18 protein-coding genes are annotated in these 15,955 nt (G+C 37.0%); 13 read left to right on the top strand and 5 right to left on the bottom strand.

What is annotated here, in order from left to right; genetic code table 11:
• Positions 1-66: 66 nt before the first annotated feature.
• Entirely contained in the window at positions 67-519 is a 453-nt protein-coding gene (locus tag C9J31_RS18650) for a DUF86 domain-containing protein (protein WP_107924146.1), read from the top strand.
• Entirely contained in the window at positions 516-1,268 is a 753-nt protein-coding gene (locus C9J31_RS18645; protein ID WP_107951245.1) for a TIGR01457 family HAD-type hydrolase, read from the top strand. Before C9J31_RS18650 ends, C9J31_RS18645 begins: the two co-directional genes overlap by 4 nt.
• Before the next feature lie 84 nt (positions 1,269-1,352).
• Here the strand turns inward: C9J31_RS18645 and C9J31_RS18640 are convergent, their stop codons facing one another.
• Positions 1,353-1,589 (bottom strand): YuzB family protein, encoded by a 237-nt coding sequence (locus C9J31_RS18640; protein ID WP_054767608.1) that lies wholly within the window; start codon positions 1,587-1,589, stop codon positions 1,353-1,355.
• Positions 1,590-1,764: 175 nt separating this feature from the next.
• Here C9J31_RS18640 and C9J31_RS18635 point away from each other — a divergent pair, with 175 nt between their 5' ends.
• Positions 1,765-2,832, top strand: a complete 1,068-nt coding sequence (locus C9J31_RS18635; RefSeq protein ID WP_054767609.1) for an NAD(P)/FAD-dependent oxidoreductase — start codon at positions 1,765-1,767, stop codon at positions 2,830-2,832.
• A 75-nt stretch (positions 2,833-2,907) separates the two neighbouring features.
• Here C9J31_RS18635 and C9J31_RS18630 read toward each other — a convergent pair whose 3' ends face one another.
• Positions 2,908-3,243: a YuzD family protein gene (locus tag C9J31_RS18630; protein WP_054767610.1), complete on the bottom strand. Its 336-nt coding sequence runs from the start codon at positions 3,241-3,243 to the stop codon at positions 2,908-2,910.
• An 84-nt stretch (positions 3,244-3,327) separates the two neighbouring features.
• Between C9J31_RS18630 and C9J31_RS18625 the strand changes: the two genes are divergently transcribed.
• Positions 3,328-3,564 carry a NifU family protein gene (locus C9J31_RS18625; protein WP_024364841.1) on the top strand — a complete coding sequence of 79 codons (237 nt, stop codon included), beginning with the start codon at positions 3,328-3,330 and terminating at the stop codon, positions 3,562-3,564.
• 45 nt (positions 3,565-3,609) lie between these two features.
• On the opposite strand, the gene C9J31_RS18620 is transcribed toward C9J31_RS18625, so the two are convergent.
• Positions 3,610-4,302: a DUF2225 domain-containing protein gene (locus C9J31_RS18620; RefSeq protein WP_107924145.1), complete on the bottom strand. Its 693-nt coding sequence runs from the start codon at positions 4,300-4,302 to the stop codon at positions 3,610-3,612.
• Positions 4,303-4,486: 184 nt separating this feature from the next.
• On the opposite strand from C9J31_RS18620, the gene C9J31_RS18615 reads away from it, so the two are divergent.
• Both C9J31_RS18615 and C9J31_RS18610 read left to right on the top strand, forming a co-directional pair.
• Positions 4,487-4,861 (top strand): HesB/IscA family protein, encoded by a 375-nt coding sequence (locus C9J31_RS18615; protein ID WP_107924144.1) that lies wholly within the window; start codon positions 4,487-4,489, stop codon positions 4,859-4,861.
• Positions 4,862-5,376: 515 nt separating this feature from the next.
• A complete protein-coding gene (locus C9J31_RS18610) occupies positions 5,377-6,462 on the top strand; it encodes an SH3 domain-containing protein (RefSeq protein ID WP_107951244.1) in 1,086 nt (361 codons plus the stop codon).
• A gap of 391 nt (positions 6,463-6,853) precedes the next feature.
• Here C9J31_RS18610 and C9J31_RS18605 read toward each other — a convergent pair whose 3' ends face one another.
• Positions 6,854-7,345: a CarD family transcriptional regulator gene (locus C9J31_RS18605; protein WP_167395936.1), complete on the bottom strand. Its 492-nt coding sequence runs from the start codon at positions 7,343-7,345 to the stop codon at positions 6,854-6,856.
• A 144-nt stretch (positions 7,346-7,489) separates the two neighbouring features.
• Between C9J31_RS18605 and C9J31_RS18600 the strand changes: the two genes are divergently transcribed.
• From C9J31_RS18600 to C9J31_RS18575, 6 genes are all read left to right on the top strand, one after another.
• Complete coding sequence (locus tag C9J31_RS18600) at positions 7,490-7,948, top strand: MarR family winged helix-turn-helix transcriptional regulator (protein WP_107924141.1); 459 nt, start codon at positions 7,490-7,492, stop codon at positions 7,946-7,948.
• Between the two features lie 265 nt (positions 7,949-8,213).
• Positions 8,214-8,711, top strand: a complete 498-nt coding sequence (locus C9J31_RS18595; protein WP_107951243.1) for an NUDIX hydrolase — start codon at positions 8,214-8,216, stop codon at positions 8,709-8,711.
• Positions 8,712-8,734: 23 nt separating this feature from the next.
• Positions 8,735-10,516 carry a sensor histidine kinase gene (locus tag C9J31_RS18590; RefSeq protein ID WP_107951242.1) on the top strand — a complete coding sequence of 594 codons (1,782 nt, stop codon included), beginning with the start codon at positions 8,735-8,737 and terminating at the stop codon, positions 10,514-10,516.
• On the top strand, positions 10,491-11,237 hold the full coding sequence (locus tag C9J31_RS18585; RefSeq protein WP_107951241.1) for a LytR/AlgR family response regulator transcription factor: 747 nt from the start codon (positions 10,491-10,493) through the stop codon (positions 11,235-11,237). The genes C9J31_RS18590 and C9J31_RS18585 overlap by 26 nt, the downstream gene beginning before the upstream one ends.
• A gap of 118 nt (positions 11,238-11,355) precedes the next feature.
• Positions 11,356-13,149, top strand: a complete 1,794-nt coding sequence (gene cstA / locus C9J31_RS18580; protein WP_107951240.1) for a carbon starvation protein CstA — start codon at positions 11,356-11,358, stop codon at positions 13,147-13,149.
• Between the two features lie 270 nt (positions 13,150-13,419).
• On the top strand, positions 13,420-13,749 hold the full coding sequence (locus C9J31_RS18575) for a YuiB family protein (protein WP_010857490.1): 330 nt from the start codon (positions 13,420-13,422) through the stop codon (positions 13,747-13,749).
• 62 nt (positions 13,750-13,811) lie between these two features.
• Here the strand turns inward: C9J31_RS18575 and C9J31_RS18570 are convergent, their stop codons facing one another.
• Positions 13,812-14,294: a divergent PAP2 family protein gene (locus C9J31_RS18570; RefSeq protein WP_107924136.1), complete on the bottom strand. Its 483-nt coding sequence runs from the start codon at positions 14,292-14,294 to the stop codon at positions 13,812-13,814.
• A 125-nt stretch (positions 14,295-14,419) separates the two neighbouring features.
• Between C9J31_RS18570 and C9J31_RS18565 the strand changes: the two genes are divergently transcribed.
• Positions 14,420-15,928: a leucyl aminopeptidase gene (locus C9J31_RS18565; protein WP_107951239.1), complete on the top strand. Its 1,509-nt coding sequence runs from the start codon at positions 14,420-14,422 to the stop codon at positions 15,926-15,928.
• Positions 15,929-15,955 lie beyond the last annotated feature (27 nt).

Here is a 15,955-nt window from a genome sequence, read left to right as displayed (position 1 = left end):
ATAGATATGGTACTATAGAAGAGAAATGACTATCAACTTTAAATGATTTGAATGGGGGCTTTCGTTGTGTATTTTGTAGATCGTAATAAAATCACAAAAAATTTACAGTACTTAGATGGACTTTTAGCTATTTTGGAGTCAGAGGATAACTGGCAACAAAATGATATTAAAAAATTAGCAATTGAGCGTATTGGCCACAATGTGATGGAATCAATGATGGATGTTGGCAACTTAATGATTGATGGCTTCATTATGCGTGATCCAGGTAGCTATGAGGATATTATTGATATTTTAATCGATGAAAAAGTTGTAACTGCTGACATGGAAGCATCTTTAAAAGCGGTTGTTGGCTTACGTAAAATGCTTGTTCGCGAATTTATAAATGTAGATATTGCTGAAGTGGTGAATGTGTTAACAAACAATTTACCAACATTGAAGCAGTTCTCACCAGCTGTAAATAGTTACTTAACAAATGAATTAGGCCCTGTTTCAGCATTTTTACCAGAGGATCATCAATGAAAACTTACAAGGCATATTGCTTTGATTTAGACGGCACCGTATATCGTGGAAAGGAAGGCATTCCTTCAGCGATTACTTTTATACATGGATTACAAGAAACAGGAATTGAGCCATATTACGTGACGAATAATTCATCAAAAACGAGAGAACAATTGCAAGATGCTTTACGTGTAATTGGTGTGGATGCACCACTTCAACATATCTATTCAAGTGCTTTAGTAACTGCAAAATATATTTCCTTAAACTTTGCTGGCCAAAAAGTGGCGATGATGGGCTCGGATGGTATTCGCACGGCGCTATTTAATGAAGGAATAGAACTTGTAGACACCGACCCAGATGTCTTTGTAATGGGAATTGACCGGACACTTGATTATATGGCACTCGCTAAGGCCACAATTGCTGTACAAAATGGCGCTACATTTATAGCTACAAATCAAGACATTAAATTTCCAACAGAGTATGGTTTCTTACCTGGGAATGGTGCGTTTGCAAGGTTAGTAGGAGAAGTGGCAGATGTTGAGCCAACTTACATTGGTAAACCATCGCCCGCAATGCTTGAAGTGATAGCCGCCGAGCATGGCTTTACAAAGGATGAAATGGTAATGATTGGCGATAATTATGATACGGATATTATGTGTGGTATAAATTTCGGCTGTGACACCATTCATGTCAACACTGGTGTAACACCTACTAAAATTGTTCAGGATAAAGAACTTCAACCGACTTATTGTATGGAAGCATTAGTATAAATTATAAAAAAGGATGCTTATGTCGAATTTTTCGACATAACATCCTTTTTCTATGTTTAAAAGAATTGATTTTAGTAAATAAAATTACCATAATGGATTTTCTTCGATAAATTGATAAATGGCTTTTGTTAGCTCTTGCGGAGAATCAGCCTCTACTAATTCACCATTAACGATGGCGTAAAAGGATTCTGAGCACTTGGTGCAATAACTAAGACAGCCATATTCCAAAACGTCGATATTTGGGTCGCGTTCGAGTATTTCATAGGTTTCTTGTGAGCCATTTGCTAAATTACTTACACAAAATTCAACCATAGGATTCATACGTGTCACCTCACCATTGTAATGCTACTCGCTTTTGAAACGTTCGTCAACGATTGATTTTGTGAAAACTTTCACAAATTTGCATTCTTATATTGTGAAACATCTCACAATCGGTTATACTCGTTTGTGGATACTTTGTGAACAATTATTATTCGTGATATAAAAGGAGACTATTATGGGGAAATTAGTACTTTTAGGTGGCGGCTATGGCAATATGCGTGTCATGCTTCGTCTATTACCAAATAACTTACCTTTAGACACGGAAATCGTGCTAGTAGACCGAGCACCTTTCCATAGTTTAAAAACAGAATTTTATGCATTGGCAGCAGGGACATCGACAGACAAAGAAATTCGTGTAAGCTTCCCAGAGCATGAACGTTTAACGGCTGTATATGGAGAAGTCGTTGACATCAATCGTGCAGAAAAAGTAGTCCTACTAGAAGATGGGCAACGAATTGAATATGATGATTTAGTCATTGGACTAGGCTGTGAAGATAAATATCATGATGTACCAGGTGCAGAAGAGTACACTTATAGCATTCAAACAATGGCAAAATCACGTGCAACATTCCAAGCGCTTTGTGGTTTACCAGCAGGTTCTACAGTCGGTATTGTCGGTGCTGGTTTAAGTGGTATTGAGCTTGCTAGTGAGCTACGTGAAAGTCGAGCAGATTTAAAAGTGAAACTATTTGACCGCGGTCAACGTATTTTAAAGGACTTCCCAGAGAAGCTAAGTAAGTACGTAAAAGATTGGTTTATCAAGCATAATGTAGATGTAATCGCAAATTCTAATATTACGAAAGTGGAACCAGGTAAAATTTTCAATCATGAAGATGAAATTCCACTTGATGCAGTAGTTTGGACAGCTGGAGTACAGCCTGTGAAAATTGTACGTGATTTAGATGTTGAAAAGGATCGTCAAGGACGTCCAATCGTAACACAATACTTTAATGTGCTTGATGATGAGCATGTATATGTTGTAGGGGATTGTGCCTCTTCAGAGTTTTCTCCAAGTGCACAATTAGCTGAGGAACAAGCGGAACAAATCGTTAAAGTACTGCGTATGCGTTGGAAGGGCGAGCATTTACCAGAGAAAATGCCGGATATTAAATTAAAAGGATTCATGGGCTCTCTAGGTAAAAAACAAGGATTTGCTTATTTAGCAGATACAACTGTTACTGGACGTATCGCGCGATTGATGAAATCGGGATTATTATGGATGTATAAATATCAAAACGATTAATCACACAGTGGAAATACTGCCATTGGAAAAGGGATTGATTCAAAGGTTAACTTTGAACAATCCCTTTCAAATTGGTTAAACAGTTTCGTCTGGCGTGAAGCCTAAATCTTCGAGTGCAGTAAAGACGGGTTTTAATTGCACATAGCCTTCTCCTACGACTTCATTATTAATAAGGACAAGTGGATAGAAAAATTCATCTTCTTGGATACGCGTTGCGTAATCTTGGTCACGTTCATTCTCAATTGGGCCTTCTATATCGACATAGCGAATATCATATGCTTGGTTTGGATATTTACGATCAATCGCAGCTTGTAGCCATTCATATGTATCTTTAGAAGATGGAGCATTGACACAGCTTGCGCAAATGACAGCTGTACCATAAATTTCGATAATCGGTTTTGTGTATTCCATAGTATTTCTACTCCCCCGTGATTCAATATTGGATTTTTTCTGTTGCTAACATTATAATCATTATAAGGAAAGGAGTCGAGACAAATGGCAGAAGCAACAATTAACGACCAAGTTCAAGAAGTATTAGATAAATTACGTCCATTCTTACTACGTGACGGTGGAGACTGTGAATTAGTAGATGTAGAGGATGGCGTTGTAAAATTACGTTTATTAGGAGCCTGCGGTAGTTGCCCAAGTTCTACGATTACACTAAAAGCAGGTATTGAACGTGCATTATTAGAAGAAGTACCAGGTATCATTGAAGTAGAACAAGTATTCTAATGATGATTAAAAAGTTCTAGCCGATAAGGCTAGAACTTTTTAAGTTTATACTTGTCGCGCTTGTTCTTTTTCTTTACGAATAACGGCCCATTGCTCTTTAGCCATATCGATAACCTTTGCTTCGCCACCAGTGCTTTGCTTTTCGATAACTCTTGAAAAGAAGCGTGTCGCATTTTCTAAATCACCAATGCGTCGGGATAATTCTGCAATCATATACATAATACGTACATCGGACATTTGCGTAGAGCTATAATCCTCAGTAGAATAAGATTCCATATAATGGTCTCGGGAAATTTTCATAAAACGTTGCTCTTGCCCTTCATTTTTTAGCGAACGATACAGCCATGCAAGACGCAATGCAAGACCTGCTGTTGCAACGAATCTTTCTTTTTTTATGGTCCCGCAAAGAAAGGCTAGTTTATAAGCTTGAATTGCTTGGAATACGGTGCGTTCCCCTTTAAAATCATGATGTACCCATTTTTCGGTAATTTGACGACGAATATCATCTTGTACGCCAGGTGCGAAATATCTGGTAAAGTCTTCTGTAAACGAGAAGCCACAATGCTCACAGACCAATACATTGTAGTATAGGGCATTGACATTATCTGCATAAATCGGGTGGAAGTCAGTGTCGGTATGATCTACCTTTATGAATTTAGAGCGTACTTTTAATGTTGGAAATTCTTTCTTACAATTAAGACATTGGATTTTTTTTTCGTAATACGGTGAAATCTCCATAATTTATACCTCTTTCATCGACGTTATTATAACTATTATACCAATTCATTTGTTATGTACATGAATAAAAAATACTAATTAAGTGAATAAAAAGGGAATATTGCTAAAAATACACTTGAAGCTGAATGTTTGTCATACAATGGTCAAAATTGATATGATAATGGATAAGAAAGAAGGTGAAGGGATGACAAGTTTAAAGCAAGTAATAGAAGTGACTGAAGCGGCAGTCTTTCATATTAATGAAATGATGGAGCATAATGAAGAGCAAGGTTCTTTTTTACGCGTCGTTGTGAATGGTGGCGGATGTAGTGGCCTATCGTACGGTATGCATTTCGATAAAGAGAAAAAAGATGAGGATTTCGAAGATGTACAGCATGGTTTAACTATTCTTGTTACCCGCGAAGATGCGCCTATTTTAACGGGAACGAAAATTGACTATAAACAATCGCTTATGGGCGGCGGGTTCACCATCGATAATCCAAATGCTATCGCATCGTGTGGCTGTGGCACAAGCTTTAAAGCGGCAAAACGTGAAGGTACGCCTGAGGTTTGTGATTGATTGAATATTTTGGGAATATTGAATTAGGGTCGTAAAACAGTAGAAATTGGTGTGTAAACAATCCTGAAAATGTGTAAACACAACCCTAAAATGATGTATTTAGGATTGTAGTTACTAAGCCTTTTTGATTTGTATGTTGCGAAAACATATCAAATTGAGGAGGCTTTTTTTGTATGGTTTTAAAAAAGAAGAAATGAACAGCTATCGGTAAGATGGCAATGGAGAAAGAATTTTCAAAGATTTTTTCTATATTTTAGAAGAAAACAGTTCTTGAAAGATAAGAATCCCCGGCGAATGTCACGGATTTAGAAGAGGATTTTTTCGAGCGAGTTCGAAAAAATCCAGACACATTCTTTATATGCGCCTCAGCAGCAATTATGCTGAGGCGTAATTGTTACCATTATATGTTTTATTGGTCATTACAAACTTAAAATTTAGTAATAGATATTATGGAAATATATACAGTCAATAGGATAAATGGTAGAATAGTGAAAATATATAAGGGGGTAAATTGATTGAATATACTCAAGAAATGGTTTGTTGCAGTTTTTGTACTCGTGATGTTATTTAGCATACAGCACCAAGTAGCAGATGCGGCTGATTATCGAACAGTGAAGGTTGTAAGTGGCTCAACCTTGCTTGTGAGAGAGTCGCCGAATGATACAGCCAATTCCATTGGTAATCTAGCTAAGGATGAATTTGTAATAGAGTTTTCTTCTTCAAATGGTTGGTCTCACATTCAAGCAGGAGATGTAAAGGGATATGTTACTTCTTCTTTTTTAAGTATTCCACCTTCCACCATTAAAATCGCAAAATCTAAAAGTGGTCTCGTTGTGAAATCTGAGCCATCTCCTTCAGCGCCAACATTAGCTACATTAAAGTATAATATGATTGTTGAAGACTATGGATCAGTAGGGAATGGTTGGTCATTTGTGCAATATGGCAATGTGGTAGGCTATGTTAAATCCGATTTTATAGGGCAGGCTAAAACAACGACAAAGTACGTTAATACTGGTAGTGGGGTTATTGTTCGAAATATTGCTAGTCAATCTGGAGCTTCAGTAGGCTCATTAAGTAATGGTACACAGGTAACTGTACATGCTACATTAGTAGGTTGGTCTTATGTGACCGCTGGCGATATCAAAGGATACGTAGTAGATGCATTTTTATCCACAAAGAAACCTGTTGTGCCTTTCAATAATATTAACTTTAAATTGACTATTCGTGATGTAGAGAAAAATGAAAAATCAAAGTTAATACAAAAACTTCAAGATGGTAGAGAGACTTATTTAATCTATGAAACAACAAAATATGGCTATTCAGCAGAGTTGACATACATTTTTTTAGGTGGGCAATTAGAGTATATTAGCTATGATTTTCTTCCTGAACAAGATAGTTATCACACATGGGATCAAATGTCTACTTTACATGACCGACTACATAGACAAGGGGTTACAGAATTTGGTAATGACTATCAATTTACCTATACAAAATATAGCAGTTTACATTCAAACTGGGAAAAGAATGGCTACACAGCTTTGATTACTGTGAATGATGACAATCTTTATACATCAGCAAGATTAACGTATTATCGTAAATAAAATTTCGCTCTAATTGAACACTTTCTAACAAGTACATAGAGATTTGTGTGTACTGCTTGAATAGTTGGAAGGACTTTATACTTGATGAACTTGATTTGAAGTCGTAGAGAGCAGAGCATTAAACCGTTTCATACTAAAGGGTACAAGTAAGAGAGACAAAGAGTAGCTAATGAGGTCAGCGATACGATAAGCAACAACCTCGCTTCCAATATCTTGTTGATAAGAATTTATTGATGAACCAGATAATCCTATGAGGAGAATAAAGAATCTCAAAGAAGAAGAAAACGGTAGCAGGTACGCCATAGGTCTGGTTATATTGACTATGAAAAGAAGCCACGATGATTTCTTGAGAGAAACAGTCGTGGCTTCTTTATGTACCGTCAATAAATTGTTAATTAAGTTGTGTTAATACATATTCATAAATTTCATCTGATGGTTTATCGAGGGCAATGGAGAATTCGGAAAATATAATTTCTTGTAAAGATTGAAGTAATTTTTCTTCTTGATTTGGGAATTTTTTATCGTTTGCCTCATATTCTAACTTTTTACGAAGCAAAGTGTTTAAGAGGTTTGCTTGTTTTTGTCTATCGCCGGTTTTAATGATTTCTACATGGAATCTCATGCGATGAGTGTTTTGTTCAATCCACTCCACGCCGGGAGACGTAAACGAATGTAAAATTTCAATTGCTTCTTCTTTTTCAATAATATTTCTAAGCTGTTTTTTTGCATTGTTAGTAGGGGTACGAATTGTTAATTTTAAATCGTTGAATGGTTGTAAAACGTAGTAAGTTTTTGTAATGTCGCTAAAGGTTTGTTCACAAATATCTTCAATTGAACAAAGTCCATGTGATGAATAAATGACTACATCGCCAACATTGTACATGTATATTCCCTCCATCAAACATTATTGTCAACTAAGTTGACTAAATTAATTGTAAGCAATTAAATGACTTTTGTCAACTTAGTTGACGAATGTGCTTTTTTTTTGTATAGTGATTACGAAAAATATGGAATGAAGGTGAACTAGTTGAAGGACGAATTGCAAAATCGAGATGTAATTGATTTGTTGAGCGAACGTCACGAAGTACTTCGACGACTTGCTGAAGATAAGTGGAATCATAATCATAATATTTATATCTCTAATTCAGAATGGTGTATTTTGGGGAGGATTTATAAGAATCAACCGACGATTTCGGAAGTAACGAAAGACGTTGATTTTTCTCGACAAGCCACGCATAAATTTATAAAGAGTTTAGAAGCAAAAGGCTTGGTGGAGGTTAGCAATGCCGAGCATAGTAAAAAACACAAAGTGATACGTATGACGGAATTTGGTGAAGTTTGCTATGAGAAAAATGAGCATTATAAATCGGAAATCGAACAGCAACTGGTCGACACAATTGGAGAAGAACAAGTGACAAACTTAAAAAATATACTAAACCTTAATTGGAGTATTGAGCATTTAGAAGCGAAACATCCAATTGCTTAATCTTGCATTGTGTTTTGGTACCGCTCTCGAATGAAGTCTAACTATAAATTAGTGTGGGTAAGAAAAAGGTATACATAATAATGCGCTATTTTTAGTTGGTTGACATCATGCTGCTATAGAAAAATTTAAAAGTCTCTGTCGTTTTTACGGTAGAGGCTTTTTAGTGTGGAAAGGAGTATGAAACATTAAATATCTAATAATTCAAAATTAACGCTTCAAACACTAGAAAATGAAAAGTTATAATAAGGACATAGAGGTGAAGGATATGAAGAAAGATAGAGGAAAAGTTTGGCTAGGGGTAGCGGGGGTCACTGTTAATCAGCTTGGACAATGGCTTGTTGTTAAAAAAGCATATAGTGGTTTACATGGACGTTGGTCATTACCTGCTGGTTTTGTCAATGCAGGTGAAACAATTGATGAAGCAATTGTACGAGAAATAAAAGAAGAGACTGGGATCGACTGTTTAGTATCGGGCTTAATTGGTTTCCGAACAGGAGTCATCCGAAATGACATCAGTGATAATATGGCCATTTTTTATTGTAGGATGAGTGATGAACAACAAGCATTATGTATTCAGGAAAATGAATTGCTAGAAGCGAAATGGCTGTATCCAAAAGAGCTTGCACAGGATGAAATGACTTCTGTGATGCTGAGGGAAATGGTGTCCAATCAATTTGAAAAACATCGACTGGACGCGATAGAGGGTATTAATCCAGGAGATGTATTTGGTTACTCATCCTATAAATTGTTCTTTAAAAAGTAATGCGATAGCGGAGGGGACCTATGATGGAACTTTTTTTGTTTATGTTGGAGCGGGTAGGGCTGATTATCGTCTTTGCCTTTTTAATGTCAAGGTGGCGACTCTTCAGAGATATGCTATTCCAAGAACAAGGATTGAAAGAAAAAATATGGCTTGTCCTTATTTTCAGCGCATTGAGTGTCGTTAGCAGTTATACGGGTATCAAAATCGAAAGTGGTACAATTCATCCACTAAATCAGATGATACATAGTACTATAAATGCGGAAGAAGCCATTGCCAATACCAGACTAATTGGTGTTGCGATTGCTGGAATATTTGGAGGGCCCTTTGTTGGCGTCTGTGTGGGTATTATTGCTGGAGTTCATCGAATTACACTTGGCGGTTTTACTGCGATTGCCTGCGGTGTCTCAACAATATTAGCCGGATTCATCACAGGTGGTTTAAGTCAGCAGTTAAAAATCCGTCAAACTTTCTCCTATAAAAAAGCTGTTATGATAGGGATTTGCGCAGAAACCCTGCAAATGATTGTTATTTTAGCCATCGCAAGGCCATTTGAACAGGCATTACAATTAGTTTCGCTAATTGCGATGCCCATGATTATGATGAATGCTTTTGGAATTTTTATATTTTTTATGATTATTAAAACGTTTATTGACGAGGAAGAGCGTACAAAGGCATTACAAACACATCAAGCCTTTTCGATTGCACAACTTACAATTGAGCATTTTCGCAAAGGTTTAAATGAAGAATCGTGCCAAACGGTTGCAGAAATTATCAAAAGAGAGATAAAGGTCGATGCAGTCGCCATTACGGACACCAATGGAATTTTAGCGCATGTGGGTGTCGGTGAAGACCACCATTTAATACATCGTGAAATCATGACGTCGCTTACGAAGCGGGTTTTAGTAGAGGGGCATATTATTACAGCTACATCTGCAAAAGAAATCCATTGCCCACACCACGACTGTCCGTTAAATGCAGCAATCGTATTACCATTAAAAGTACAGCAACACACGGTAGGCACGTTAAAGCTCTATTTTATGAATGCAACTTCTTTAACAGGAGTTAAGAAGGAGCTAGCAGAAGGACTAAGTCGACTATTCTCATCACAGCTTGAATATGCTGAAATTGAAAGACAGAGGAAATTATTAAAGGATGCTGAAATTAAAGCACTTCAAGCACAAGTACATCCACACTTTTTCTTTAATAGCCTCAACACGATTTCAAGCTTAATTCGTACAGATGCAAATGAAGCGAGAGCATTACTGTTAAAACTTAGCACATTTTTCAGAAGTAATTTACAAGGAGCGCGTCAAATGCTCATCCCGTTAAAAAATGAAATTGACCATATTGAAGCTTATTTGGCGATTGAGCAGACCAGATTTCCTAATCGCTATAATGTGCAATTTCAAGTAGATGCGTCACTTTTCGATGTGCACATTCCCCCATTTACCTTACAGCCACTTGTTGAAAACGCAATTTACCATGCTTTTAAAAATCGCAAGGAAGGCAAAATTTTTGTGCAGGTACAACAAGTCGATAATAAACTCTTACTATTAACTGAGGATAATGGTTGTGGCATGAGAAAAGAGCAGGTTAAACAGCTAGGAAAAAGCATTATGCAATCTGAGCAAGGAACAGGTACTGCCTTGTGGAATATTTATCAGCGTATACATGAAATTTATGGAAAAGAAGCAGATTTTCAAATTTTAAGTACGTTAGACGTGGGGACGAAGATTAAAATTCAACTACCTTTAAAAGCTACAAGATGGGAGCAGACACATGTTAAATGTATTTATTGTAGATGATGAACCTTTAGCAAGAGCTGAATTACGTTATTTACTAGACCAAACCAAGCTAGTGCATATCACAGGAGAAGCCGATAATATAGAAGAATTATTAAAGAATTCTCGGTTTGGACAAATAGACTGTGTATTTTTAGATATTGAGCTAGGTGTTGAAAATGGTCTAGAGTTAGCAAAAAAACTTGAGCAAATCGTACATAAGCCTGAAATTATTTTTGCAACGGCCTATGACGAGTTTGCATTACAGGCATTTGAAGTGAACGCATTCGATTATATATTAAAGCCTTTTGAAGCAGAGCGTGTACAACATGCAATGGAAAGGTTAATGGCAAAAAGAAATGCCACCAAAGCCAAAACAATGGAAGCGTTAAAGTATTTGCAATTGGACAAGCTTGATAAGCTGACAGTGTATGTAAACGATCGAATTTTACTTATTAAAATACAGGAAATTTTGTATTGTACTTCTGAAGATAGTAAGACCATTATTGTCACTGACAACGGCAGTTATTTTGCCTCCGAATCATTAGTGGCGCTTGAGAAAAAGCTTGCTTTAAAAGGTTTTGTACGCGTGCATCGTGCGTTTATCGTCAATTTAGAGCATATTGTGGAGCTAGAGCCTTGGAGTAGTTCTAAATATAATCTGATTTTGCATAATAGGCATTCTATTCCAGTGAGTCGGCTATACATGAAGGATGTACGTAAGATTTTTGATTTAACAAAGTAGTTGCATTTCAACCAAAGAATATATCCTTTCAACTTTAATTTCTGACATTTCAGTGAATTTAACGAATATTTGTTTATTTCATTTGCTATGATGTGAAAAAAGTAAAAGGAGTGATTTGATGAATGCGATTACAATTGTAATTGGCTCCATTTGTGTACTGATGATTAGCTATCGTTTGTATGGCATATTCTTTACTAAGAAAGTATTAAAAATTACAGATGATACACCCACCCCAGCGCACACTATGGAGGATGGTAAAGACTATGTGCCGACGAATAAATGGGTAACATTTGGACATCATTTTGCGGCGATTGCTGCAGCAGGCCCGTTAGTAGGACCGATTTTAGCAGCACAGTTTGGTTATTTGCCAGGACTACTTTGGTTATTGATTGGTGCAGTGATTGGCGGTGCGGTACATGATGCTGTTGTGTTATTTGCCTCTATGCGCCATGGTGGTAAATCATTATCTGAAGTAATGAAAGAGGAGTTAGGTCCTGTCGCAGGTTTTTGTACAGGACTGGCCATGCTATTTATTATTACGATTACAATGGCTGGGCTATCAATGGTTGTCCTTGGGGCGTTAGAACGCAATCCTTGGGGAACTTTTACGGTAGGGATTACGATTCCGATAGCGATGCTAGTCGGTATCGCCTATCGAAAAACCGGAAATCTACTTGTCACGTCAACGGTTGGTTTTATATTGCTCATGATTGGTGTATTTATGGGCCCAATGATTCAAGGGACAGCTTTAGGTGATTTTTTAACATTTGATCGTGATACTTTAGCTATTATTCTACCTATCTATGCATTTTTTGCGGCGGCTTTACCTGTGTGGCTATTATTAGCGCCGCGTGATTATTTAAGTAGCTTTATGAAAATCGGCGTATTTATTGCTTTAATCATTGGTGTTTTCTTCGTAAATCCAATGATTCAATTCCCGCCAATTACAGAGTTTATCCATGGGGGTGGTCCTGTCATTGCAGGTCCAGTGTGGCCATTCGTCTCAATTACTATTGCTTGTGGCGCGATTTCGGGTTTCCATGCCTTCGTTGGTTCAGGGACAACACCCAAAATGATTAATCGTTGGGAAGATATTCGTATCGTTGGTTTTGGTGCGATGTTAGTAGAATCCTTAGTAGGAGTCATGGCATTAATTGCTGCAACAGCTCTTCATCCTGCAGATTATTTTGCTATAAATTCAGCACCAGCTGTCTTTGCAACATTAGGTATGGAAACAGTACATTTACAAACATTAGCGCAGAGCATAGGAATGGATTTAGAGGGGCGAACAGGTGGTGCAGTGACCCTTGCTGTTGGGATGACTGATATTTTTACAGGTATTCCTTGGTTCGCAGAAATGTCCTCTTTTTTCTATCAGTTTGTCATTATGTTTGAAGCGGTCTTTATTTTAACAGCCATTGATGCGGGGACACGTGTAGCACGTTACTTAATTCAAGATTTTGGTGGCAATGTTTATAAGCCGTTAAAACGTACAGATTGGATTCCTGGTACAATTGTCGCGAGTGCATTAGCATGCTTTATGTGGGGGTACTTATTGTATTCTGGGGATATTAGTTCCATTTGGGTTTTATTTGGTGTATCAAATCAGTTAATGGCATCAATTGGTTTAGTATGTGGTGTAACAATAGTATTAAAAGTGGCAGACAAGCGAATATATGCGCTAACATGCTTTATTCCATTAGCTTATTTATATGTCACTGTCAATGTAGCAGGTTATTGGATGATTAAGAACGTTTATTGGAATTCGGCAGCTGCTGGTTACAATGTGCTAAATGGTGTATTGTCAATCATTATGCTGATTCTAGGTTTAATAATTGTTATTACGGCCATCAAAAAGTGGGCAGAACTTTGGAAATCGCCAAGGTTCTTATTAACGCAAACTTCATCCTAATTATAGAATAAGGCGATTGAAAATTAGTTTTGTACTAGTTTTCAGTAGCCTTTTGTTGAGATGCATGGCCATAAGCTTACATTTTGGCGTTATGGATAAGCTTGTTTTATGTGAGCAAAAAACAGTGGAATAAAATTAAACATCTTAATAATGCCCGAAATCTTCTTCCTCATTTTAAATATGACAAACAAGCGAAATCAAGGACTTGTTCATTGAAAGCATTGTTGTTATCAGGTAAACTAATGAGAGGAAAATGGAGGTTATACATAGATGGATGGTCCAGTTTCATTAGTACAGTTAATCATTTCAATTGTGTTATTTTTCGTCATGTTTTTTGGTATCGGATTCTTATTGAATATGTTACTGCGTATGACATGGTTAATGGCGGTTGTGTATCCAATTGTAGTTGTCTTTATTGTAGATGATGTAAGCTTTTTAGATTATATTTTCAAACCAGGTACGGCATTTCCAGCCCTTTTAGATAAATTGCAAGCACTACAAGTTGTAGATATTTCAATTTTAACAGGTGGATTTGCAGGTGCAATTGTCGCAGGGATTGTGATGATTTTTTTACGTAAAAATGGCTATCGCATGTTTTAACGTTATTTTATTGCAAAAACAAGAAAGGAGTTGACTCGAAAATTGAGTTAACTCCTTTTTCTTTATTGAATGAATTGATAGATGATGATGGCAATCAAAATACCAGTTAGTGCCCCGAAAAATACCTCACTACGCTTGTGTCCAAGTAATGTTTTTAACTCTTCCATTTTTTCTTGTCCATCCATTTGTGGCCATTCTTTAATATCTCGTATCAGTGTTTCAAAATCTTTGCGGAGTTGATTAAGGACTACAGCATGTTGACCAGCTTGATAGCGAACACCGCTAGCGTCATACATGACGATAAATGAAAACATGGCGGCAACAGCAAAAACAGGAGAGTTGAGCCCAGCTTCGTAGGCAATAGAGGTTGTTAGCCCTGTGACGGATGCGGAGTGCGAACTAGGCATTCCCCCAGTTGACGTAAAAAGGCCCCATTTAATTTGTTTTGTCATTAAAAAATGAATAGGAATTTTTACAAATTGTGCAAAGAGAACACAAAAGAGGGCGACCAGTAAAGGGGTATTTTGAAGTATACTCACACACATCACAACCTTCGCTTAATAGTACATTTATTATAACATTCATTATTTTCTAAAAGAAGAAATAGCCAAATATTACGCTCTTTTTTGAAAGTTAGGTATAATGGAAATATTGAAATGGAGGAATTGATATGCATATTGTAAAAGAAGCAAAAACATTTGAAACGATTTCTACTGAAGTACTGGTTGTAGGGGTCACAAAACATCGTGAACAAATGCAGGATTGGACAAACTTTTCAACATTTTATGGAGCATCACTAGACACTTGGTTAAGTGCAGGAGACGTATCAACAGAGCTGAAAAAAATTACTAAATTACCATTCGTCAAGGAGCACACAAAGCTTAAACGAATTTTATTTGTTGGGTTAGACGAGCGTAAAAACTTAACAGAAAGCGATTTACGTACTGCATTTGGTTTAGTGGGTAAAGAGCTGCGCGCTTTAAAAGTAAAAGAATATTCTATCTGGCTTGAGTCTTTTACAACAGATACTATTTCTGTAACAGATGTTGCGTTTTTAGCTGGTGAAGGTACAGGACTTGGTTACTATGCAATTCCTCATTATAAAACAACTTCTAATGAAGTAGATCGTCGTATAGATGCAGTTCATCTTGTAACAGCAGCAGAAGATATAGATGTGGTTGTTGCTAGCTATGAAGTAGGTATTATTTATGCAGATGCTGTAAATGAAGCACGTAGTTTAATTAATCTACCGCCTAATTTATTAACAGCAATAGACCTAGCAAATTATGCAGAGTCACTAGCTGCTGAATATGATTTTGAGGTTGAAATTTTAGATAAAGCGCAATTAGAGGAGCTTGGAATGGGTGGTATTTTAAGCGTGAATCAAGGTTCAGTTGAAGAACCTCGTTTAATCACTTTAAAATATAAAGCAACCGATGATTTTGCTAATCCAATAGGTCTTGTTGGTAAAGGTGTTACATATGATACAGGTGGCTATTCTTTAAAACCAAAAGATTCAATGGTCGGGATGAAGGGTGATATGGGAGGTGCAGCTGCAGTCCTTGGTGCTATGAAAATTATTGGCGAATTACGCCCTAATAAAAACGTAGTAGCGGTGATTGGTTCTACTGACAACATGGTGTCAGGTCTTGCCTTTAAACCAGATGACGTCATTACGATGTATAGTGGTAAAACGGTAGAGGTATTAAATACAGATGCAGAGGGACGTTTAGTACTTGCAGATGCTACTACCTATGCCAAACAGCAAGGTGCTACAGCATTGATTGATGTGGCAACATTAACAGGTGGTGTGATTACAGCGCTTGGTATGGATAAAACCGGTGCACTAGCTAATGATGATGAATTTTTTGCTGCTTTCATGGAAGCTGCTCAGGAAACAGATGAATTTGTATGGCGTATGCCGTTAACAGAAAGTGATAAAAAACGTATTCGTAAGTCAGATGTTGCAGATTTAAATAACTCACCAGGCCGTGACGGTCACATGATTTTCGGTGGAGGTTTTGTTGGTGAGTTTGTCGGTGATACACCTTGGATTCATTTAGACATTGCAGGAACATCAGATGCGGTGGCTACACATGATCTAGGACCAAAAGGTGGTACAGGTGTAATGGTACGTACATTGGCTAACTTTGTGCAACGTCTAGGAGAAGAAAAATAAGGTAGGCAATAAACACGTGGGTTATGT

Origin of the sequence: Lysinibacillus parviboronicapiens (assembly GCF_003049605.2) — a bacterium.
Taxonomy (GTDB): Bacteria; Bacillota; Bacilli; order Bacillales_A; family Planococcaceae; genus Lysinibacillus; species Lysinibacillus parviboronicapiens.
This window is presented reverse-complemented; position numbering and strand designations above follow the sequence as displayed.